17 protein-coding genes are annotated in these 21,056 nt (G+C 63.2%); 5 read left to right on the forward strand and 12 right to left on the reverse strand.

Features of this window, described 5'->3' with window-relative positions; all coding sequences use genetic code 11:
- Positions 1 to 189: 189 nt before the first annotated feature.
- The 3 genes from zwf to edd all read left to right on the forward strand — a co-directional run bounded on the left by zwf (position 190) and on the right by edd (position 4,388).
- Complete coding sequence (zwf, locus tag IB267_RS11890; protein ID WP_043617937.1) at positions 190 to 1,665, forward strand: glucose-6-phosphate dehydrogenase; 1,476 nt, start codon at positions 190 to 192, stop codon at positions 1,663 to 1,665.
- An 8-nt stretch (positions 1,666 to 1,673) separates the two neighbouring features.
- The gene (pgl, locus tag IB267_RS11895; protein WP_192447805.1) at positions 1,674 to 2,372 is read left to right on the forward strand and encodes a 6-phosphogluconolactonase; all 699 of its coding nucleotides are present in this window, start codon (positions 1,674 to 1,676) and stop codon (positions 2,370 to 2,372) included.
- Between the two features lie 195 nt (positions 2,373 to 2,567).
- Positions 2,568 to 4,388, forward strand: a complete 1,821-nt coding sequence (gene edd / locus IB267_RS11900; RefSeq protein WP_192447806.1) for a phosphogluconate dehydratase — start codon at positions 2,568 to 2,570, stop codon at positions 4,386 to 4,388.
- A gap of 57 nt (positions 4,389 to 4,445) precedes the next feature.
- Here edd and IB267_RS11905 read toward each other — a convergent pair whose 3' ends face one another.
- The 7 genes from IB267_RS11905 to IB267_RS11935 form a co-directional block, all read right to left on the reverse strand.
- Positions 4,446 to 4,811, reverse strand: a complete 366-nt coding sequence (locus IB267_RS11905) for a GFA family protein (protein ID WP_192447808.1) — start codon at positions 4,809 to 4,811, stop codon at positions 4,446 to 4,448.
- Between the two features lie 78 nt (positions 4,812 to 4,889).
- Positions 4,890 to 5,300, reverse strand: a complete 411-nt coding sequence (locus IB267_RS11910; protein WP_192447810.1) for a hypothetical protein — start codon at positions 5,298 to 5,300, stop codon at positions 4,890 to 4,892.
- Between the two features lie 131 nt (positions 5,301 to 5,431).
- A complete protein-coding gene (locus IB267_RS11915; RefSeq protein WP_192447812.1) occupies positions 5,432 to 6,520 on the reverse strand; it encodes an ABC transporter ATP-binding protein in 1,089 nt (362 codons plus the stop codon).
- 49 nt (positions 6,521 to 6,569) lie between these two features.
- Positions 6,570 to 8,228 carry an alpha-glucosidase family protein gene (locus tag IB267_RS11920; protein WP_192447814.1) on the reverse strand — a complete coding sequence of 553 codons (1,659 nt, stop codon included), beginning with the start codon at positions 8,226 to 8,228 and terminating at the stop codon, positions 6,570 to 6,572.
- A 22-nt stretch (positions 8,229 to 8,250) separates the two neighbouring features.
- The gene (locus tag IB267_RS11925) at positions 8,251 to 9,396 is read right to left on the reverse strand and encodes a carbohydrate ABC transporter permease (protein WP_192447815.1); all 1,146 of its coding nucleotides are present in this window, start codon (positions 9,394 to 9,396) and stop codon (positions 8,251 to 8,253) included.
- Position 9,397: 1 nt separating this feature from the next.
- Complete coding sequence (locus IB267_RS11930; protein ID WP_113554013.1) at positions 9,398 to 10,411, reverse strand: carbohydrate ABC transporter permease; 1,014 nt, start codon at positions 10,409 to 10,411, stop codon at positions 9,398 to 9,400.
- 174 nt (positions 10,412 to 10,585) lie between these two features.
- On the reverse strand, positions 10,586 to 11,944 hold the full coding sequence (locus IB267_RS11935; protein ID WP_192447817.1) for an ABC transporter substrate-binding protein: 1,359 nt from the start codon (positions 11,942 to 11,944) through the stop codon (positions 10,586 to 10,588).
- Positions 11,945 to 12,236: 292 nt separating this feature from the next.
- Here IB267_RS11935 and IB267_RS11940 point away from each other — a divergent pair, with 292 nt between their 5' ends.
- Positions 12,237 to 13,268 (forward strand): LacI family DNA-binding transcriptional regulator, encoded by a 1,032-nt coding sequence (locus tag IB267_RS11940; RefSeq protein WP_192447819.1) that lies wholly within the window; start codon positions 12,237 to 12,239, stop codon positions 13,266 to 13,268.
- 48 nt (positions 13,269 to 13,316) lie between these two features.
- Here the strand turns inward: IB267_RS11940 and folD are convergent, their stop codons facing one another.
- A complete protein-coding gene (folD, locus tag IB267_RS11945) occupies positions 13,317 to 14,216 on the reverse strand; it encodes a bifunctional methylenetetrahydrofolate dehydrogenase/methenyltetrahydrofolate cyclohydrolase FolD (RefSeq protein ID WP_192447821.1) in 900 nt (299 codons plus the stop codon).
- A gap of 255 nt (positions 14,217 to 14,471) precedes the next feature.
- Complete coding sequence (locus IB267_RS11950) at positions 14,472 to 16,487, reverse strand: GumC family protein (RefSeq protein ID WP_192447823.1); 2,016 nt, start codon at positions 16,485 to 16,487, stop codon at positions 14,472 to 14,474.
- Between the two features lie 258 nt (positions 16,488 to 16,745).
- Between IB267_RS11950 and IB267_RS11955 the strand changes: the two genes are divergently transcribed.
- Positions 16,746 to 18,020 (forward strand): lipopolysaccharide biosynthesis protein, encoded by a 1,275-nt coding sequence (locus tag IB267_RS11955; protein ID WP_192447824.1) that lies wholly within the window; start codon positions 16,746 to 16,748, stop codon positions 18,018 to 18,020.
- A gap of 9 nt (positions 18,021 to 18,029) precedes the next feature.
- On the opposite strand, the gene IB267_RS11960 is transcribed toward IB267_RS11955, so the two are convergent.
- From IB267_RS11960 to IB267_RS11970, 3 genes are read right to left on the reverse strand one after another with little or no spacing between them, the layout of a single operon-like run.
- Positions 18,030 to 18,908: a DUF6492 family protein gene (locus IB267_RS11960; protein ID WP_192447826.1), complete on the reverse strand. Its 879-nt coding sequence runs from the start codon at positions 18,906 to 18,908 to the stop codon at positions 18,030 to 18,032.
- Positions 18,909 to 18,919: 11 nt separating this feature from the next.
- Positions 18,920 to 19,735, reverse strand: a complete 816-nt coding sequence (locus IB267_RS11965; protein WP_371742529.1) for a WecB/TagA/CpsF family glycosyltransferase — start codon at positions 19,733 to 19,735, stop codon at positions 18,920 to 18,922.
- Positions 19,732 to 20,979 carry a glycosyltransferase family 4 protein gene (locus IB267_RS11970; RefSeq protein ID WP_246810616.1) on the reverse strand — a complete coding sequence of 416 codons (1,248 nt, stop codon included), beginning with the start codon at positions 20,977 to 20,979 and terminating at the stop codon, positions 19,732 to 19,734. The genes IB267_RS11965 and IB267_RS11970 overlap by 4 nt, the downstream gene beginning before the upstream one ends.
- Between the last annotated feature and the right edge of the window lie 77 nt (positions 20,980 to 21,056).

The raw sequence follows: 21,056 nt of genomic DNA on the forward strand, positions 1-21,056 counted from the left end.
TTATTGCGCCGCGCTTGAGATCACGATGATTTTGGGTCGGCTCGACCCAAAATCATAAACGTGTTCGATAGTTAGAAGATAATGCGGGATGCGGGCGGAAAACCGCGCGCACTTTTCCTCATCCCGCACTAGCGCCTTTAAATCGATTAGATTATATGTGCCCCTGACCTGAACAGATCGAGATATCCCATGAGCAGCCAGATCATTCCCGTCGAACCATTTGATTATGTGGTGTTCGGGGGCACCGGCGATCTTGCGGAGCGCAAGCTGTTGCCGGCGCTCTATCACCGGCAACTGGAAGGCCAGATCACCGAGCCGACGCGCATCATCGGCGCCTCGCGCGCGGCACTCAGCCATGAGGATTATCGCAAGTTTGCCGTCGACGCGCTGAAGGAACATCTGAAGCCGGAAGAGTACAAGGAAGAGGAGGTCGCGAAGTTCGCTGCACGCCTGTTCTACGTCTCCGTCGACGCCAAGTCCGACCAGGGTTGGGACGCGCTGAAGAAGATCCTCGAAGAGGGCAAGGAGCGCATTCGCGCCTTCTATCTTGCCGTCGGCCCGGCGATCTTCGGCGACATCTCCGAGCGCATCCGCGACCACAAGCTGATCACCAAGAACACCCGCATCGTCGTCGAAAAGCCGATCGGCCGCGACCTTGCGTCTGCGACCGAACTCAACGACACGATCGGCAAGGTCTTCCGCGAAGAGCAGATCTTCCGTATCGACCATTATCTCGGCAAGGAGACGGTGCAGAACCTGATGGCGCTGCGCTTTGCCAACGCGCTCTATGAGCCGCTGTGGAACTCCGCCCATATCGACCACGTACAGATCACCGTGTCGGAAGCCGTTGGCCTGGAGAACCGCGCCGGCTACTACGACAAGGCCGGCGCGCTACGCGACATGGTGCAGAACCACATCTTGCAGCTCGTCTGCTTCGTCGCCATGGAAGCGCCGACCTCGATGGACGCAGAAGCGGTGCGCGACGAGAAGCTCAAGGTTCTGCGCGCGCTGAAGCCGATCACCTCCTCCAATGTGGAGCAGGTGACGGTGCGCGGCCAGTACCGTGCCGGCGCTTCGGCCGGCGGCCCGGTCAAGGGTTACCTCGAAGAGCTCGAAGGCGGCGTCTCGAACACCGAAACCTTCGTGGCGATCAAGGCCGAGGTCAGCAACTGGCGCTGGGCCGGCGTGCCCTTCTACATTCGTACCGGCAAGCGCCTTGCCGGCCGCATGTCGGAGATCGTCATCACCTTCAAGCAGATCCCGCACTCCATCTTCGACAACAATGCCGGCCGTATCTCGGCCAACCAGCTGGTCATCCGCCTGCAGCCGAACGAAGGCGTGAAGCAGTCGCTGATGATCAAGGACCCGGGCCCGGGCGGAATGCGCCTGCGCAGCGTCTCGCTCGACATGAGCTTCGCCGAGGCCTTTGCGGTGCGCAATGCGGACGCCTATGAGCGGCTGCTCTTCGACGTCATCCGCAACAACCAGACGCTGTTCGTGCGCCGCGACGAAGTCGAGGCCGCATGGAAGTGGGTCGATCCGATCCTGAAGGCCTGGGAAGAGACCGGACAGCAGGTCCAGGGCTACACGGCCGGCACCTGGGGCCCGAGCCAGTCGATCGCGCTGATCGAGCGTGACGGCCGGACCTGGAACGACGCGATATAGGTGCGCCGATGACGTCTACGCTTCATACATTCGAAAACGGCGCAGCACTGGCGCAAGGCCTTGCCGATGCTGTGGGCCAGGCGCTCGCCGCCGGCATCGCCGCACGCGGCTCCGCAAGCATCGCGGTCTCCGGCGGCTCGACGCCCAAGGCATTCTTCCAGGCGCTTTCGAAGAAGGACATCGCCTGGGACAAGGTGACGGTGACGCTGGTCGACGAACGCTTCGTGCCGCCGGAAAGCGACCGCTCCAACCATGGCCTCGTGGCGGCCAACCTGCTTCAGGACAAGGCCGCTTCTGCGACCTTCCTGCCGCTCTACCAGGCGGCCCCGACAGCGGAGGCGGCAGCTGATCTCGCAAGCCGGGAAACGGCAAAGATCGCCGCACCGTTCGACGTGGCGATCCTCGGCATGGGAACGGACGGTCACACCGCATCGTTCTTCCCGGGCGGATCGCAACTCGCGCGCGCCATCGATCCGGCAACGCCGCGCGGCGTGATCACGATGGAAGCCGAGGGTGCCGGTGAAACCCGCCTGACCTTTACCTTTGCCAGCCTCCAGGATGCACGGCTTCTGGTGCTGCACATCGAAGGCGAAGGCAAGAAGACGGTTCTCGCCAAGGCCGAAGAAGCCGGTGACGAGAAGGACATGCCGATCCGCGCGATGCTGCGGCGCGCCGCATCGCCGGTGCAGATCTACTGGGCGCCGTAGATCGGAATGATGTTGGGCCGAACCGGCCCGATAGGAACTTTGGAGACACGTTCAGCCGGTGGCGCGCTCCCGTCGGATTGGACAGGTGTTTCTGAGAAACGCCGGGACGCGGCTTGCGCTCTCCCAAGCTCGCCGCGCTCCGGACGATGACTGGATGAAGATGAGGAGTCCGAAGACTCCGGAACAGGATTTGCCATGTCCGCCGATTCCCGAATTGCCTCGATCACGGCTCGCATCGTCGAGCGCTCGAAACCCCACCGCGAGCCCTATCTCGATCGCGTCCGCCGGGCGGCATCGAGCGGTCCGCATCGCAGCGTGCTCGGCTGCGGCAACCTCGCGCATGGATTTGCCGTCTGTTCCCCCGCCGAGAAGGTGGCGCTTGCGGGCGACCGCGTGGCCAATCTCGGCATCATCACCGCCTACAATGACATGCTGTCGGCGCACCAACCGTTCGAGACTTATCCAGCGCTGATCCGTCAGGCCGCGCACGAGGCAGGCGGCGTCGCGCAGGTTGCCGGCGGCGTGCCCGCGATGTGCGACGGCGTCACCCAGGGGCAGCCGGGCATGGAGCTTTCGCTGTTTTCCCGCGACCTGATCGCGATGGCGGCCGGCGTCGGGCTGTCGCACAACATGTTCGATTCCACCGTCTATCTCGGCGTCTGTGACAAGATCGTGCCGGGCCTCGTGATTGCGGCCCTGACCTTCGGCCACCTGCCGGCGATCTTCGTGCCTGCCGGGCCGATGACCTCGGGCCTGCCGAACGACGAGAAGGCGCGGGTTCGCCAGCTGTTCGCCGAAGGCAAGGTCGGCCGCGACGAACTGCTGGAAGCGGAATCGAAGTCCTACCACGGACCGGGCACCTGCACCTTCTACGGCACCGCCAACTCCAACCAGATGCTGATGGAGATCATGGGCTTCCACCTGCCGGGCGCCTCCTTCATCAATCCGGGCACGCCGCTGCGCGACGCGCTGACCAAGGAAGCCGCCAAGCGGGCGCTGGCGATCACCGCCATGGGCAACGAGTTCACGCCGGCCGGCGAAATGATCGACGAACGCTCGATCGTCAACGGCGTCGTCGGCCTGCATGCGACCGGCGGCTCGACGAACCACACGATGCACCTCGTCGCCATGGCGCGGGCAGCCGGCATCGTGCTGACCTGGCAGGACATCTCCGAGCTCTCGGACATCGTGCCGCTGCTGGCGCGCGTCTATCCGAACGGGCTTGCCGACGTGAACCACTTCCACGCCGCCGGCGGCATGGGCTTCCTGATCAGCCAGCTGCTTCGCGCCGGCCTGCTGCACGACGACGTGCGCACCGTCGTCGGCCAGGGTCTCGACGCCTACAAGATCGACGTACGCCTCGGCGCCGACGGTAATGTCGAGCGCGTGCCGACGCCGAAGGAAAGCGCCGACCCGAAGGTGCTTGCGACCATCGACCAGCCGTTCCAGCACTCGGGTGGTCTCAAGATGCTGACCGGCAATCTCGGCAAGGCCGTCATCAAGATCTCTGCCGTCAAGCCGGATCGCCACATCATCGAGGCGCCTGCCAAGATCTTCCACGACCAGGCCGAACTCAACGCCGCCTTCAAGGCCGGCAAGCTCGAGGGCGACTTCGTCGCCGTCGTGCGCTTCCAGGGCCCGAAGGCCAACGGCATGCCGGAACTGCACAAGCTGACGACTGTGCTCGGCATTCTGCAGGACCGCGGCCAGCGCGTCGCCATCCTGACGGACGGCCGGATGTCCGGCGCCTCCGGCAAGGTGCCGGCGGCGATCCACGTGACGCCGGAAGCGAAGGACGGCGGCCCGATCGCCCGCATCCAGGAAGGCGACATCGTGCGCATCGACGCGGTTGCCGGGACGATCGAGGTGTTGGTCGAGGACATCGCGCTGAAGACACGGGTGCCGGCGCATGCGGATCTGTCGGACAATGACTTCGGCATGGGCCGCGAGCTCTTCGCACCCTTCCGCGCGATCGCCGGTGCGGCCGATCAGGGCGCCAGCGTGCTCTTCCACTGACTTACAAAGGCGCCGCCCCATCGGGGCGGCGCCTTTGCCTCCAGACGATCGGAAAGCTCAGGGCAGCGGCCCGGGGAACATGTCGTTGCGCCCGTCATAGCGCTCGATCTCCAGCGTGAAGACATCGACGCCGTCGATGCAGCGGGCATTGATCGAGATCTTGTTGTTCGGGTAGCCGCTGCGCATGATCGGCGTCGAACAAGTCGGGCAAAAATGGTGCCCCTCGTTAAGGCCGCGCCAGATGTAGCTCGACAGGCGGCGCTTCTCGGTCAAGAGCTTCACCTTGGCGGCGTCCACCTTCCAATGCAGGAAGCCGGAGCGCCGGCAGGTCGAGCAATTGCAGTCGACGAGACCGGTAAGCTCTTCGTCGACTTCGACGGCGATATCGCCGCAATGGCAGGAAAGCCGATACGGTCGCTGCATGGTTCAGGTCCGATCCCGTTGATTGAGACCACAACCATCCATCGAGCGCGGCAGGGCCGTCAAGCGCGGCGCGGCACCTCAGCGATAGATGTCGAGCGTCCGGTTGCGATGGTTCGGATGAGTGCTGTAGACGAAGATGCGATTGAGGTCGCGGTCCGTCAGCATACGCAGGAACCGCGCCTCGATGACGTTGTTGGCATGCACCCGCTTCAAGAGGCAGCCGACCATCTGGATGCGCGCGCTCGGAATATCCAGGTAGAAGTTCTCCGGCAGCTGGTACTGCGTGAGGATGCCGATCAACGCGCCGCTTTTCGACAGCTTGATGATCTCGCAACGGCGCGAGCTCAGCTGGGTCATGCCCTTCTCGGTGTATTCGATGCGGGCTTCGTTCCGCGTGTCCTCCATCGGGAAGTTGGTTTCCCGATCGTACATGAAGGACTCTTCCTTGTTCAAGAAGTGCTGGTACATCACCGGCGCCGCGCCTCTCATCGAAATGCCTTTCCATATCCCCTTTTGAAACAGACTAACGGCAGAGATTTAACAGAGGGTTTGATCCGCAGGGTGCATTGAAAAAACCCGCCCGATTTTACGGGCGGGTTCGACGGGAGAGCCTGTTCGTATCAGCGGCGATAGGTGCGACCGTCGGCGTCGAAAAGGTGCAGCTTGGCCTTGTCGGCTGTGAAGCGCACCTTGTCGCCGCGCTGAACCGGCAGGATGCCGGGGATCTTGGCGATGATCGGCTCCTTGTCGACGAGGCCTTCGATGTAGAGCAGCGTCACTTCGCCGAGCACTTCAACGATCGAGATCGTGCCTTCGAACAGGAAGTTGTCGCTGGTACTGACCTGAAGGTCTTCGGGGCGAACGCCGAAACTCGCAGTCTTGCCGTTCTGCGACGAGTCGGTCGGGATATCGAGCGTCACGCTCTTGCCGCCGGTCAGCTTCACCGTCGTCTGCGCGCCGGTCGCGGTCACCGTCGATGGGATGATGTTCATCGCCGGCGAGCCGATGAAGCGGGCGACGAAGAGATTGGCCGGGCGCTCATAGAGTTCGAGTGGCGCGCCCACCTGTTCGATGTGGCCCTGCGACAACACCACGATGCGGTCGGCGAGCGTCATTGCCTCCACCTGGTCGTGGGTGACGTAGATCATCGTCGTGTCCGCCATCTGCTCACTGAGCTTGGCAATCTCGATGCGGGTGGCGACACGCAAAGCCGCATCCAGGTTCGACAGCGGCTCGTCGAACAGGAATACCTTGGGGTCGCGGCAGATCGCGCGGCCGATGGCAACACGCTGTCTCTGGCCGCCGGAGAGCGCCTTCGGCAGGCGGTCGAGATATTTGGTCAGCTGCAGGATATCGGCGGCGTTGCGCACGCGACGGTCGATCTCCTCCTTGCTTTCCTTGGCGATCCGCATGCCGAAGGCCATGTTGTCGTAGACGGTCATGTGCGGATAGAGCGCATAGGACTGGAACACCATGGCGATGCCGCGCTTCGACGGCGGCACGGTGTTGACCCGTTCGCCGTCGATGAACATGTCGCCGCCGGTGATCTCCTCGAGACCCGCGATCATGCGCAGAAGCGTCGACTTTCCGCAGCCAGACGGGCCGACGAAGACGATGAACTCGCCCTGCTTGATGTCGAGATTGATGCCGTGAATGACATCGACCGCGCCGTAGGACTTGCGGATATCTTTAAGCAGCAGACCCGTCATTGCACGCTCCCCTTCGGTTTTTCCCGTCTATCCCTGTTGTCATCCGCCGTCACACCAGCCGCGCGAAATAGGCGCTCCAGGCCGGCAGATGAACCCTTCCGTTTTTGACCTCGGACACGAAGCCATGGCCTTTCAACGCAGCCACCGGCTCATTCGGCAGCGTGGCTGCAGCCGGTGCGCCGCTCATGTTGAACAGGCAGAAGAGCTTTTCGTTGCCGTGGCTGCGCACGAAAGCAAGCACCGAGCCATCCGTGTTCAGGAATTCGATCTCGCCCTTGGCAAAGGCCGGGTGCGCCTTGCGGAACTGCAGGAAGCGGCGGTAGTGCTCGAGCACCGACGCGTCGTTGCCCTGCTGCACCGACACGGCGCGCGTCAGGTGTTCTGCCGGCACCGGCAGCCAGGGTTTTGCGCTGCCGAAGCCGCCGTTGACAGCAGCACCGTCCCAGACCATCGGCGTGCGGCAACCGTCGCGCCCCTTGAAGTCCGGCCAGAACTGGATGCCATACGGATCCTTCAGATCCTCATAGGCAAGCTCGGCTTCGCTCAGCGCCAGCTCCTCTCCCTGATAGATGCAGACCGAGCCGCGCAGCGACATCAGAAGGCTCGCAAGCAGCTTTGCATGGGCGTCGCGATCGGTAACGCCCGCTCCCCAGCGGCTGACGTGGCGCACGACGTCATGGTTGGAGAAGGCCCAGCAGGCCCAACCTTCAGGTGCCGCCTTCTGGAAGTTCCGGAGAACCTCGGCAACTGTCGCCGGTGTCAGCGGATCTGGCGCCAGGAACTCGAAGGCGTAGCACATCTGCATCTTGTCGCCGCCGGAGGTATATTCGCCGGCGATCTCCAGGCCACGCTGGCTGTCGCCGACTTCACCGACCGCAGCGATCGCCGGAAACTCGTCCATGACCGCGCGGAAGCGCTTCAGGAATTCGAGGTTCTCGGGCTGGTTCTTGTCGTAGAGATGTTCCTGGTAGTTGTAGGGGTTCACCGCCGGCGCGGTCTGGGCGTTGCGGCGCTCCGGCGCCAGCGCCGGGTTGTCGCGCAACTGCTTGTCGTGGAAGTAGAAGTTGATGGTGTCGAGGCGGAAGCCGTCGACGCCGCGCTCCAGCCAGAAACGCTCGACGGCCAGCAGCGCGTCCTGAACCTCGGGATTGTGCAGGTTGAGGTCCGGCTGCGAGGTCAGGAAGTTGTGCATGTAGTACTGCAGGCGCGTCGGATCCCAGGCCCAGGCCGAGCCGCCGAAGATCGACAGCCAGTTGTTGGGCGGGGTGCCGTCCGGCCTGGAATCAGCCCAGACGTACCAATCCGCCTTGGCGCTCTTCCGGCTCGATCGGCTTTCGACGAACCAGGGGTGCTGGTCCGACGTATGGGAGAGAACGAGGTCGATCATCACCCGGATGCCGAGGCGGTGCGCCTCGGCGATGACCGCGTCGAAATCGGCGAGACTGCCGAAGATCTGATCGACATCGGTGTAGTTGGAGACGTCGTAACCGAAGTCCTTCATCGGCGAGGTGAAGAACGGCGAAATCCAGATTGCGTCGGCACCCAGCGCGGCGATATGCGGCAACCGAGCAACGATGCCCTTGAGGTCGCCGATGCCGTCGCCGTTGGAGTCCTGGTAAGAGCGCGGATAGATCTGGTAGATCACCGCGCCGCGCCACCAGTCCTTGTCAGGCTGCATCGTGGATTGGCTCATTTCGGTCATGCTCATTGTCGCAAAAAGTCCTTGATTGTCAGCCGCCCTTGACCGAACCCGCTAGCAGGCCGCGCACGAGATAGCGCTGCAGGCTGAAGAAGACGATCAGCGGAACGATGATGGTAATGAAAGCGGAGGCCGTCAGGATCTCCCAGTTGCCGCCTCGTGAACCGAGGAGGTTGACGAGCCGGCCGGTCAGAACCAGTTCGTCCGGGCCAGCGCCCAGGAACACGATGGCGACCAAGAGGTCGTTCCAGGTCCAGAGGAACTGGAAGATCGCGAAGGAAGCGAGCGCCGGGAAGGACAGCGGCAGGATAATCTTGACAAAGATATCGAAATCGCTGGCGCCATCGACGCGGGCGGATTCCATGATTTCGCGCGGCAGGCCGGCCATGTAGTTGCGAAGCAGGTAGATCGCCAGCGGAAGGCCGAAGCCGGTATGCGCCAGCCAAATGCCGACATAGGTCTTGGCCGGCACGCCGAAGAAGGCGCCGACGCCGTTATAGAGCTTCAAGAGCGGGATCAGCGACATCTGCAGCGGGACGACGAGAAGGCCGACGACGACGGCAATCAGGATTGCCCGCCCCGGGAACGGCATCCAGGCAAGCGCATAGGCTGCGAAGGCGGCGATCATGATCGGGATGATGGTCGCTGGCACGGCGACCGTCAGCGAATTGATGAAGGAGCGGCCGATGCCTTCGGCACTCAAGACTTCGCCGTAGTTTTCGAAAGTGAACCGTGGCGGCGAGGACGCGGTTATGAAGACGCGCTGGCCGCGCGATCCTTCCATCTTCTTCTCGGAGACGATCTCGAAATTGCCGTCGGCCTGCACGGTCAGCTTTTCGCCGTCGTTGAGTTCGGCGGTTTCGCCGGCCTTGAACGCGGTCGGCTCACGGCTGTTAAAGCCGAAGGCCGAGATCTGCCCCGCCTGCCCGTCGAGCAGGTTGCCGGAAATGACGAACTTGCCGTCGCGCTCGACCTGGGCGTCCGGGCCGGGTGCGCGAACGACGATATTCTGCGACGAGGTCGAAAGCGCCGTCCACCAGCCGGAGACGGCGAGCTGATCCTTGTCGCGCAGGGACGAGATCAAGAGGCCGGCGGTCGGCAGCGTCCAGAGTGCGACGATCAAGAAGACCGAGAGGTGGACGACCCACATGAGGGGAGAGCGTGTCGCTGGATTCATCTCAGTGCCCCTTCATTTCCTTGGCCGCATTGCGGATGTTCCAGACCATGATCGGAATGACGAGGATCATGATGACGACGGCGATCGCCGCCCCTCGACCGAAGTCGCCGCCGCCGCGGAACATCCAGTCGAACATGAGGTTGGCAAGCACCTGGCTCTGCCACTGGCCGTTGGTCATTGCGAGAACGATATCGAAGACCTTCAGCACCAGGATGGTGATGGTCGTCCAGACCACGGCGATCGTGCCCCAGATCTGTGGCACCATGATCTTGAAGAAGATCTGCCAGCCATTGGCGCCGTCGATGACGGCCGCCTCGATCGTTTCCTCCGGGATGCCGCGAAGGGCGGCCGACAGGATGACCATGGCAAAACCGGTCTGGATCCAGACGAGGATCGCCATCAGGAAGAAGTTGTTCCAGAAGGGCAGCGTGATCCAGGCCTGCGGGTCGCCGCCGAAGGCAACGACGATGCCGTTCAGCAGACCGATCTGTTCGGCACCCTCGGGGCGAAAATCGTAGATGAACTTCCAGATGACCGCGGCGCCGACAAACGAGATCGCCATCGGCATGAAGACCAAGGTCTTGGCGATATTGCCCCACCAGATGCGATCGGTGAGCGCGGCAATGATCAGGCCGAAGAACGTCGCCAGCGCCGGGACCACCAACAGCCAGAGGAAGTTGTTGTAGATCGATTGGCGGAACTCGCCGTCGTTGACCATCCAGACATAATTGCTGAAGCCGACGAAGTTCTGGCCGGCGCGATCATGAACGCTGTACCAGAGCGACATGAAGACCGGATAGATAAGGTAGATCGTCAGCGCGAACAGCGCCGGGCCCAGGAACAGCCATGGTCGGATGGCGTTGGTGATGCGCAGGTTTCTCGAGGCGACGGCGCCGGATTTCCCTTTCGACGGGAAGATCAGGTCGAGAATGAAGCTGGTTCCCCAGAAGTAGGCGGCGCAGCCAATCACCCCGCCCAACATGAACCCTGCAGCTATTAGAAGCTGAAACAACATGACATGTCCCTCCCCCTCGGTGCACGGTCGCGTGCAGGGCTGGCGATTGTCGCCGTTCTCATTGGGGTGCCCCACCTCTCCCGGGAACGGAAAGCTGATTTCGCATCTCCGTCCTCTCCTGGCAGCGAACCCGCATCGGCAACGGGCGGCATCTCTGCCGCCCGTCATCCGGTGTTACTTGATGGCGTCCCAGGCCTTCTGAACGCCGTCGGCAACGTCAGCCGACGACTTGCCGCCAACGAAATCGACCATGCCGGTCCAGAACGCGCCTGCACCGATCTTGCCCGGCATCAGGTCGGAACCGTCAAAGCGGAAGGTGGTGGCGTTCAGCAGGATCTCGCCCTGCTTCTTCAGCGGCGGGTTGCCGTAGGTGTCGACGTTGACGCTCTTGTAAGGTGTCAGGAAGCTCGTCTGCGCCATCCAGACTTCATGCGCGATCGGCGTCTTCAGGAATTCGATGAAGGCGCGGGCGGCCGGCGAATCCTTGGTGATCATCGCCAGCGTGCCGGCGCCGAGCACCGGATTGCCGAGTTCCTTCTTGCTCTCGTAGGGCGGCATGTAGAAGAAGTCGGCATCTTCGCCGATCTTGGTGCCCTCAGGGAAGAAGGACGGGATGAACGACGCCTGGTGGTGCAGGTAGCACTTCGGCGGCGAGGCGAAGAGGCCCTTCGGGCTGTCGCGGAAGTCGGTGGAAGCAACGGCTGCAGCGCCGCCATCGACGAACTTGTCGTTCTTCGCAAACCAGCCGAACTCGTCGATCGCGCCGACGACGGCCGGATCGGTGAACGGGATCTCGTTCTTGACCCACTTGTCGTAGACATCGGCCGGCTGGGTGCGCAGCATCATGTCCTCGACCCAGTCGGTCGCCGGCCAGCCGGTCGCGCCGCCCGAGCCGAGGCCGATGCACCACGGCTTGCCGCCGTCAGCGGCGATCTTCTCAGTCAGCGCCTTCAGTTCTTCCATGGTCTTCGGCACTTCGTAGCCGGCGTCTTCGAAGTTCTCGGGCGAGTACCAGACGAGCGACTTTACGTCGATCTTGTAGGGAAACGCATAGAGCGCGGCATTGCCGTCCTTGCCCTTGTAGGTCGACAGATCGACCCAGGACTGGCCGGCGGCGTAATTGTCGAGCAGCCACTTCTGGGTGTCGTCGCCGAGCGGCGTCAAATAGCCCTTGGAGGCGAGATCGGCGATCAGACCCGGCTGCGGCAGGATGGAGACTTCGGAGGGGCTTCCGGCCTGGGTATCGATGACGATCTGTTGTTCGTAGTTTTCGGACGAGGAGTACTTGATCTCGGCGCCCGTCGCTTCGGTGAAGTAGGCATAGACGCTCTTGAACAGCGCCTCGTCCTCACCGCGCCAGGGGCCGAAGATCGTCAGCGTCTGGCCCTTGAGGTCGTGGCCCTTCTTGAATTCCTCAAAGCTCGCCCAGTTGAACTTGCTATCTTCGCCCGGCTTGAACTTGAGGTCGGCGGCGCCGGCTGCACCCGCAATCAGGGCAAAGGCGGCCACGCCCAACAGCAATGATCTCTTCACGTCTTTCTCCTCCCAAGATGAACCCGGATCCCCCCGGGCAGACGTCAATGCGCAAAAATTCAAAGCGCTTTGAGTTCGCTAACAAACCATTGCGACACTAAAGGAGTCAAGAGCTTTCCCGGAACCTGCTCTAGCGGCGACATTTTTGTGCTCTGCGGTATCGTTTTGCACCGCGCCATGGTTGAATTCCGCTTTGTTGCTCGAAAAACGGATGCTACACCAACCTTGGGCGCTGGGACCAAATACTAAAAATCATAGGGATATCCAAAGCGCTTTGGGAGGATTCCTGACCATGGCGGTCAATCTCAAGCAACTTGCGGAACTGCTCGGCCTGTCACAGACGACGGTCAGTCGGGCTTTGAACGGCTATCCGGAAGTCAATGCCGAGACCCGCCAGCGCGTGCTTGAGGCCGTACGCGAAACCGGCTACCGGCCGAACCGCGCCGCCCAGCGGCTTGCCACGGGCAAGGCCTATTCGATCGGCATGGTCATGCCGATCGCGCCCGGCATAGATTCCGACGTGCATTTCGGCGAGTTCCTGGCGGGGCTGGCGGAAGAGGCGGTCAAGCACGACTTCCACTTCGTGCTCAATCCGAGCGCGCCGGAGGACGAGGAAGTAACCTTCCGGCGCCTGGCGGCAAGCGGCAATGTCGATGCGCTGTTCCTCGCCTATATGCGTGCCAACGATCCACGCATCGCCATGCTGAAATCGCTGTCGATCCCGTTCGTGGTCCATGGCCGGTCGATCGGCGAAAGCCGCGACTACCCATTCCTCGACATCGACAATACGAGCGCCTTCTACGACGCGACGCGGCTGCTCATACAGCTCGGACACCAGCGGATCGCGCTGATCAACGGCCCGGAATATCTGGCTTTTTCCATTCGCCGGAAAAAGGGCATGCTGCGGGCGCTTGCCGAACACGGCCTTTCGCTCGACGAGGCGCTTGTCCAGCATTCGCTGATGACCGACGAGCACGGCTATCGCAGCATGCAGCCCTTCCTGCAGAATGCGCAGCCGCCGACGGCGGTGCTCTGTTCAAGTACGGTGCTGGCGCTTGGCGCAGTCCGGGCGATCAACCAGGCGGGATTGAAAATCGGCGAAGACATTTCGCTGATCGCCCATGACGACGTGCTCCCGATGCTGAAGCCCGAGAATTTCAGCATCCCGCTGACGACGACGCGCTCGTCGCTCCGGGCCGCCGGCGCCCGAATCGCCACACGACTGATCGGCGGCATCCTGAAGCGCGGCGACTATCCGGATCAGGAACTTTGGCGCGCCGAACTAATCGTGCGCGCCTCGACGGGACCGGCCCCGCAAAAATGAAAACGCGCCGCAATCGCGACGCGTCTCGTCATCCCATGTGACCCGGGATCAGAAGCGCGGCGGCTTGCGGCCGGCCTTGCGATAGGCGGCAATCACGGTGTTGGCCATCAGCATGGCGATGGTCATCGGCCCGACGCCACCCGGCACCGGCGTGATCACGCCTGCAACCTCGGCGGCTTCCGCAAAGGCGACGTCGCCGACGAGCTTGGACTTGCCCTCGCCCTTCTCGGGCGCCGGTACGCGGTTGATGCCGACGTCGATGACCGTCGCGCCCGGTTTTACCCAATCGGCTTTCACCATCTCCGGGCGGCCGACGGCGGCAACGAGAATATCGGCGTTGCGGCAGACGGCGGCCAAGTCCTTGGTGCGCGAGTGTGCGGTCGTGACCGTCGCGTTGGCGGCGAGCAGCAGCGCCGACATCGGCTTGCCGAACAGGTTCGAACGGCCGATGACAACGGCATTCAGGCCGGAGAGATCGTCGCCATGGATCTGGCGCACGAAGACCATGGCGCCGGCAGGCGTGCAGGAGACGAGACCGCCTTCGAGATCGCCGGTCGCGAGCTTGCCGGCATTGACGACGTGCAGGCCGTCGACGTCCTTTTCCGGCAGGATCGACTGGATGATCGGCTCGGAATTCAGATGTTTCGGCAGCGGCAGCTGCACGAGAATGCCGTGGATGGAGGGATCGGCGTTGAGCTTAGCGACGAGTGCCGCGAGCTCTTCCTGGGTGGTTGCCTCGGCCAAGGTATGCTGGACCGACAGGAAGCCGCATTCCTTGGCCATCTTGCTCTTGGAAGAAACATAGGCGTGGCTTGCCGGATCGTCGCCGACGATCACGACGGCGAGACCTGCACGAACGCCGGCATCCGTTTCGAGCGCACGGGTCGCGGCCTTCACGCTTTCGATCACCGAAGCGGCGACCTTCTTGCCATCAATCACAGTCGTCACGGCATGTTCCTCCTGGCTTCCTGTTCACGCGGCATACTCTAGTTCGCCTCAGAAAAGGCGATGGCCTCAACGCGCCCTATGCTGTCCCAAACGCATAAATGCAAGAGGCGGCGGCGCGGTTGGCTGCCGTTTCGGGCGCCTCGACGATATTTCCTCTCAAGACTGAGAGGTGGACGTGGTTTCGTCGAAAGACTTGAGGTCTCAGCCTCACACGATGCAAGGCGAGCGGAGCATGCTCTCCGCCTTCCCGTGGTATCAACGGCGCGCGAGCTTCTGGCGGGAATAGTGCTCGACCCGGGACCTGAGCGCGCGAAGGCCTTCCTGGACCTTGGCGATGTCGGCGTCATCCTCGTCTACGGTCTGCGGCATCGGTTCGGCCGCAGCCGGACCTGCCGTCGCGCTGCGGCGAGCGACGGCATAGGCAGCGTTCAGCGACTGCGCGTGGTGCGCGGCCGGGCTGAACTGCGGCGGCAGTTCGAGCTTGGCCGAAGCCGGATCGGGCTGCGGCTGCGAGCGCCGTGTGGGCTCGGGGCCGCCATCGGGTTCCGGCGGCTCGGGCGCCGGGTCGTCCTCGACCTCTCGGGCCGCGGGGAACAATCCGTTCAGGCTGCGATAGATGCCGAGCAGCACACCGAGGCCGAGGCCGGCAAAGAAACCCGCCATGGTGGCGGCAATCACGATGATCTTGCGGGAGGGCCCCTTTGCCTGCAGCGCCGGCTCGGCCTTGGAGATCACCCGGATGTTCTTTGCGGTCAGCTTTTCCTCTTCGCGCGTTTCGCCGGCGCGCTTCAGGAAGGATTCGTAGATTTCGCGGGTTGCCGCCGCCTTCCGCTGCAGTTCGCGCAGCTCGACGAATTCGGCCGAGGAATCGATCTGCCGCGCCTTCTGCACGGCAAGCTGCTGCACCAGATCCTGTTCCGTTCGCTGGGCGCGGTCGAGTTCGGTCCCGGCCGCGGCCGCGATGCGGCGCAACTCGTTGGCGATCTCGGAGCGCGACGCCTCGAGCGCCTGCTGAACGGCAATGCGTTGCGGGTGGCGCGGACCGAGGCTCGCGTCAAGCGCGCTCAGCTGCGCCTTGGTCGCCGCATATTGCTTGCGCAGTTCGGAGAGTGCCAGCGAGCTGATTTCCTCGGGATAGGCGCCGGTCAGGACATCGTTGAGCTGCACCTTGCCGGAGGCATCGGCCTTGGCTTTTGCTTCGGCGATGCGGTTGCGCGCCGCAGCGACCTGGTCGCTGAGGCTGAGGAGCTGCTTGTCGGCGATCAGCTCACCGCCGGCGCCGACGATATCGTTCGCCGCCTTGTAGTCCTCAACCGCCTTTTCGGCTGCATCGAGCTCGGCCTTCAGTTCCTTGATGCGCGCGTCGAGTGCAACGGTGGTCTTCTGGAAGAAGCCCGACTGCGCAGCCGTCTCCTCACCGAGGAAGGTCTCCACCAGCCGGTTGGCGATCAGGGCCGACTTCTCGGGGTCCCTGGTCTTTGCCTCGACAGTGACGATGAAGGTTTTCGGATCGCGCCAGACCTGAATGGCCTCTCCCAAATTCTTCAGGACGCGCGCGGACGCATCGCCACCGGCCATCCTGCCGGCGAACTCTGCATCCTTTTCCAGTTCGAGACTGGCTGCGACCTTTTCCATGACCGTTCGCGAGCGCAACACTTCGAGTTGGCTGTCGACGATGGCGAGAATGCCTTCGGTTGCCAGCGATTGTTTCGACAGATCGGAATCCGTCAGCCGCACTTCGCGCGGATCGACATAGAGTTTGCTTTCGGAGACGAAGGTGCTCGGCGTTGACAGCGCCAGCAGAACGCCACCGACGGCGCCGAGCGCCGTGGTCGCGAGTATGATCTTGCGAAGCTGCCAGACCGCGCGAACCACGGTCTTGATATCAACGAGCGGGCGGTCGCCTGCCGCTTGCCGGTCGGCAGCCACCGTCGGCACAGCACCCTCGGGCGGACGATCGACCAGCCAGCGCGCAAACTTGTCACGCATGCCGCCGAGGCGTCCTTGGCTGCGGGCAACCGGGGACTTGCCTGAAGCCCGTGCCGTTTCGCCGCGCGCCTGCCGACCTTTCGCGCGGTTTTTATCCGGCGCCGCTGCGTGATTGGTTGATCCACCGGAGCCGGACGGGCGACCAAGCAAGGACGAACCCTCACCCGACGCGTCGTCGGTGCGCCTGTCGCGCACACGCGCGGGATCGCGCGTGTGCTCTGCTGCAAAATCGAGCAACGATGCACGCGGAACCGGGCGTTTCTCGTCGTCGATGTTGAACATGACTGATCCCGCGGCTGCCGAAACGGCGAATTCCGAATAGTGAAGCCAACCTAAGGAAACATGGAAAACAAATCGTTAACTTTAACGGAAACGAGGATGCGAGGGGGCGTGATCTCACGCCTTATTAAGCTTTCCCGTCTATGACGGAAGGACGAGCGCAATTCTAGGCGGCGCTTTGCCAGCCTTGCCCTTGGAACTGCGAGATATCAAGGAGATAGAGCGCTTCCATCGGCATCGAACCGGAGACGCGCTACTGGAATGTCGGCCGTGCCTCATCGCGTCAAAGCGCTTTATCTCCGCCACCGGGCGCTCATCCACGCTTACCTCTCGATGACCGGAGGTTCGGCGGGCCGGCTCGTGCTGTCGCTCGTCTATTTCATCGCCGTTGCCAACACGCTCGCCATCGCCGACTTCGGGTTGTTCGCAACCGCGTCCGCCGCCGGCATCATGATATCGCGCGTGCTCGCCTTCGGCTTCATGTCGCCGCTCTATCGGGTCGCGACCGTCAAGCCGCTGCTGGTCGGCACCTATAGCGCCGGCTTCCTGGTCGGCGCCTTCCTGTCGCTGCCGTTGATCGCAGTAATCGGCGCGGTCACCTTCCTCGCCCTCTTTTCCCGCGACATGGCGGCCGGCACCTTTGCTGCCTTCATGATGGCCGAAATCCTCTGCTGGCGCGGGCTGGAGACCGCCGTCATCGTGCTGAACGGCCTCGGACGCTTCGGGCGCGGCGCCTTGCTCGTGGTGATCGGAACGGCGATCCGCACTGGCGCGGCCCTGCTCCTTGCGTTGCTCCCCTGGAAAACGCTCGAGGCCTGGTCCTACCTCTATCTGCTTGCGAATGCGCTCGGCCTGTTGGTGGCTCTTTTCTGGTTCTATCCGCCTGTGCGGCTGCGCTGGCAGCCCCGGCTCTACTTCCGGCGCTGGGCGGATTCCGTGTCGGTTGCCGGCGCCGAGGTGCTCTTCTACATCCAGTCGGAGTTCGACAAGATTGCGGTACTTGCGATCGGCGGTCCGGCAGTCTCCGGTCTCTATGCCATCCTGATGCGGCTGGCGGACCTGACGGCGCTGCCGGTGCGGTCGTTCAACACCTTGCTCGTTCAGCGTATCATGCGAACACCCGAGGCGATTGCCCGCTGGGGTGTCCGGCTTTCGATCGAACTCCTGGTGGCGCTTGCGTCCTTTGCCGCCATCGCGGCCATGGCATTCTATCTGTGGGTCTTTCCCGATGGCCTCGGACGCAATGTGTCGGCGGCCGCGCCGATCGTCGCGATGATCCTGCTCGTGCCCTCGTTCCGCAACCTGATCGAGTATCATTCCGAACTGCTCTACGCGACCGGCCGCACGGTGCGGCGCATGCTGAACCTGTTGATTGCCGGCATCGTCAAGGTGGGATTGCTGGTGCTGTTGCTGCAGACGACGACCGATGTCGCGACATGGGCGCCGGCACTCAACGGGATCTTCCTGGTCCTCTACGCGCTGTCGTTCGGACTGACCTATTCGGCGCTCAGGAAACCAACCGATCGAGTTATCTAAGCAGGTGCGTCAGGCCGCGAGTTCGAACACCGCCCGGCGAATATCGTCGAGATCGTGGCCAACAAAGGACTGAACGCCGATGCCGATCTGATGCGGCGCCATATCCTTCAAGAACGCCCTGAGACCGGTGAGATCCTGGCGATAGCTGTCTTCGAACCAGAGCACATGGCAGAGCGCGGCATCGGAGGGAACGTGTCCTTCCCCGCCGAGCACCTCGTCGACGAAGCGGCCATAGATCGTGCATTCGGAGAAGGCGCGGGTACGGGTCATCGCCCTCACCCAGTTCCGGCCGTGCAGCGCCTCGATATGTTCGAGCAGCTTGCGGCTGGTATCGGTGCGCCACGCGATCAGCGTGTTGATATAGTCGTTGGCCGGCAGCGTGTAGGGGCCGATCCCGAGAAGCCGATCGGAATGGGCGAGCCATTCGAGGTGGTTGGAGCGCATATGCGCGTTGATCGCCCCGTCCTTGCGGTAGAGCGTCAGCCGTTCTTTCTGCCAGAGGCTGGCGGGATCGAAGGCACGCATGAAGACGACATCGGAATCGACGGCAAACATGGCCGCCTCATCGATATGGCGCGCGAGCGCCAGGCGGCGAAGCTGCTGGGCATGCCAGCCACGCAGCGGCAGGCCGAACGGGCTGAGCCACAGCTTCCGGCGGCCGCCCGACAGCGGGTCGGTGACGGGATGCAACCACCAGGGCAGGAGATCGCGTTCGCTGATCACCTGGCGCCTGGAGCCCTCCAGTTGCCGGAAGAGCTTCACGTCGAAATCGGCAACCAGCAGATAGTGCCTCCAATCGCCCTCAAGCTTGCGATCCATGCTTTCGCACATCAGCCGGCAGCGCTCGAAGTCATTGGCGTAGGACGCTGTGACAATGGCTGTGCGCATGGTCTGACCGTTCACGATGTTCCCGTCCGAAGGCTGGTGTCGGCGACGCTGTCCCGCGCCCGCCCCGACAGCTTGTGCCAGAGGACGTGAAACAGGAAAAGCGGGTTTCCGAGAATGTAGCGACGCCACATGCGCCGCGGCTCGACCGCCAGGCGGAAGAACCATTCCAGCCGCATCCGACGCAGGAACTTCGGCGCCCGCGGAAACGCTTCGGCGACAAAATCGAAGAGCGCGCCGACGGTGATGACCAGCCGGGCGTCCTGTGGCCCCACATAGGCATCGACCCATTTTTCCTGGCCGGGGCTTCCCATCGCCACCAGCAGGATATCGGCATTCAGCGCCCGGACATCGGCAAGCACCTCTTCGGAGCGGTCACGATCGAAGAACCCGTCGGAAACGGGAATGAACTCGTGCCATGGCGCATGCCTGCGAAAGTTCTCGGCCGCGCGCGTCAGCACTTTCCCGCGGGCGCCGATCATCGCGACGCGCAGCGGCCGGTCGATGAAGGTCAGCAGCGCCGGCACGAAATCAGTGCCGTTGAGATTGGCGGGGAACATGCTGCCGTAGAAGAGATAGGAAGCGATATCGACGCCGTGACCGTCGGGAAGCACGACCTGGCGGCCGAGGACCTCGCGGTACGCGCCGTCGCGCATCATCAGATTGGCATTGTTGGCATTGAGGAAGGCGAGCGTCGTTTGCCCGCCTGGGCGCGACAACGCGTCGGCCGCAAAGGCAAAGGCACTCTCCCAGTCGAAATCGATCACCGGCATGCCCAGAATGAGGCGCCTGGACAGGGCGGCGTTCGCGCCGGCGGTCGTCTTGGTCACGACCGCCCCCCGTCATGGACCTTCAGGTCGGGCGGTACCGAAGGTGTTTCGGCCGCGGCACTGGGGGTAAGGCCGGCCAGCACGTTGCGCATGACCCGCATCAGCTTCGCCTTCTGGGCGCGATGGAAGACCGAACCGTCAAGGCGCTGGCGGTCGCCGCCGCGCGCCCGGGTGACCTTGTCGACCAACAGGCGTGCAAACTCAGCCGGATCTTCGGCCGCGGCGCAATTCTCAGGGAGCGCCTCGATGCCGCGCAGCGACGCCTGTGTTGCCACGGATGGCATGCCGAGTTCGAAGGACTCGATGCTCTTCAGCTGGACGCCCGTACCGCCCCGGCTGACGAGCGGTATGACCGCACTTTCCGTGACGAAGGCGCGTGCATCCGGCACCCGTCCGACGAAGCGGACGCCGGGATGGGAAACCGCCGGGGTGCCATCCATCTGGCCGGCAATAGCAATCGAAAGATCCTGCGGCAGATGCGGTACGACCTCGGCGAGAAACCAGTCGAGCCCCAATCGGTTCGGCCGCCAGCTCCAGGTCCCGATCAAGCCAAGGTCCTGTTGGAGTTCGGCTGTTCCTTCCGATGCCGCGGCCGCGTCCCACCCGGTGACCAGCGGCAGCACGAAGGCCCGGTCGCTGACGGCGCGGCCGAAGCCGAAGCGGTCGGCCTCCGCAAACGTCCAGACGGCCACGGCATTTTGCGCCAGTTGCTGCTCGTAGCGTTCGAGATACTGCGCCTCGCGCCGGAAAAGAAACCGTTCGACCGTACCCTTGGCCCGCTCGGCATTCTCAAAGGCAGAATCCGCCTCGACATTGTGCGCGACATAGATCGACGGATAGGGGCGGAAGACCTGCTGGAAAGCGGCCGGCAGTTGTACCGAGTTGAGCACGAGACCGTCGAACGGAGCGAGGCTCTCGAGGATCGACTGGACCCGGCTCGCCGACACCACCAGCATCTTGCCGGATGAGACGGTTGTGCGGTTGAGGAAGGCGGTCGCGAGCCAGCTCAGCTTCTGCAGCGTTCCCACCTTGGCATTGGTGACTTCCAGTTCGCCAAGCAGATGCATGTCGCAATCGGGTGCCGGCACGCGTCCCGGCTGAAGAAAACCGATGACACTGACGCGATGACCGAGCGCGCGCAGACCGTCTAGCACAGCCCGGTTGGCAATGTCGAAACCGGACGCCGGATTGGCGACGGGAACGAGCGAAGAGACCAGGACCAGATGCATTTTGCCACGCGTCATGAATGGAACTGCGGCCTTCATTAGCAGCATGGGATGAAGGAGCGCTTAAAGACCCCTTTCAAAAACTGCCGCCAGGG

This window comes from Ensifer sp. ENS09, assembly GCF_014852425.1.
Taxonomy (GTDB): Bacteria; Pseudomonadota; Alphaproteobacteria; order Rhizobiales; family Rhizobiaceae; genus Ensifer.

Bases quoted from the DNA above. Each gene is read 5' to 3' on its own strand.
- zwf (WP_043617937.1), top strand. From the start codon at position 190: ATGAGCAGCCAGATCATTCCCGTCGAACCATTTGATTATGTGGTGTTC.
- pgl (WP_192447805.1), top strand. From the start codon at position 1,674: ATGACGTCTACGCTTCATACATTCGAAAACGGCGCAGCACTGGCGCAA.
- edd (WP_192447806.1), top strand. From the start codon at position 2,568: ATGTCCGCCGATTCCCGAATTGCCTCGATCACGGCTCGCATCGTCGAG.
- IB267_RS11905 (WP_192447808.1), bottom strand. From the start codon at position 4,811: ATGCAGCGACCGTATCGGCTTTCCTGCCATTGCGGCGATATCGCCGTC.
- IB267_RS11910 (WP_192447810.1), bottom strand. From the start codon at position 5,300: ATGAGAGGCGCGGCGCCGGTGATGTACCAGCACTTCTTGAACAAGGAA.
- IB267_RS11915 (WP_192447812.1), bottom strand. From the start codon at position 6,520: ATGACGGGTCTGCTGCTTAAAGATATCCGCAAGTCCTACGGCGCGGTC.
- IB267_RS11920 (WP_192447814.1), bottom strand. From the start codon at position 8,228: ATGAGCATGACCGAAATGAGCCAATCCACGATGCAGCCTGACAAGGAC.
- IB267_RS11925 (WP_192447815.1), bottom strand. From the start codon at position 9,396: ATGAATCCAGCGACACGCTCTCCCCTCATGTGGGTCGTCCACCTCTCG.
- IB267_RS11930 (WP_113554013.1), bottom strand. From the start codon at position 10,411: ATGTTGTTTCAGCTTCTAATAGCTGCAGGGTTCATGTTGGGCGGGGTG.
- IB267_RS11940 (WP_192447819.1), top strand. From the start codon at position 12,237: ATGGCGGTCAATCTCAAGCAACTTGCGGAACTGCTCGGCCTGTCACAG.
- IB267_RS11950 (WP_192447823.1), bottom strand. From the start codon at position 16,487: ATGTTCAACATCGACGACGAGAAACGCCCGGTTCCGCGTGCATCGTTG.
- IB267_RS11955 (WP_192447824.1), top strand. From the start codon at position 16,746: ATGTCGGCCGTGCCTCATCGCGTCAAAGCGCTTTATCTCCGCCACCGG.
- IB267_RS11960 (WP_192447826.1), bottom strand. From the start codon at position 18,908: ATGCGCACAGCCATTGTCACAGCGTCCTACGCCAATGACTTCGAGCGC.
- IB267_RS11970 (WP_246810616.1), bottom strand. From the start codon at position 20,979: ATGACGCGTGGCAAAATGCATCTGGTCCTGGTCTCTTCGCTCGTTCCC.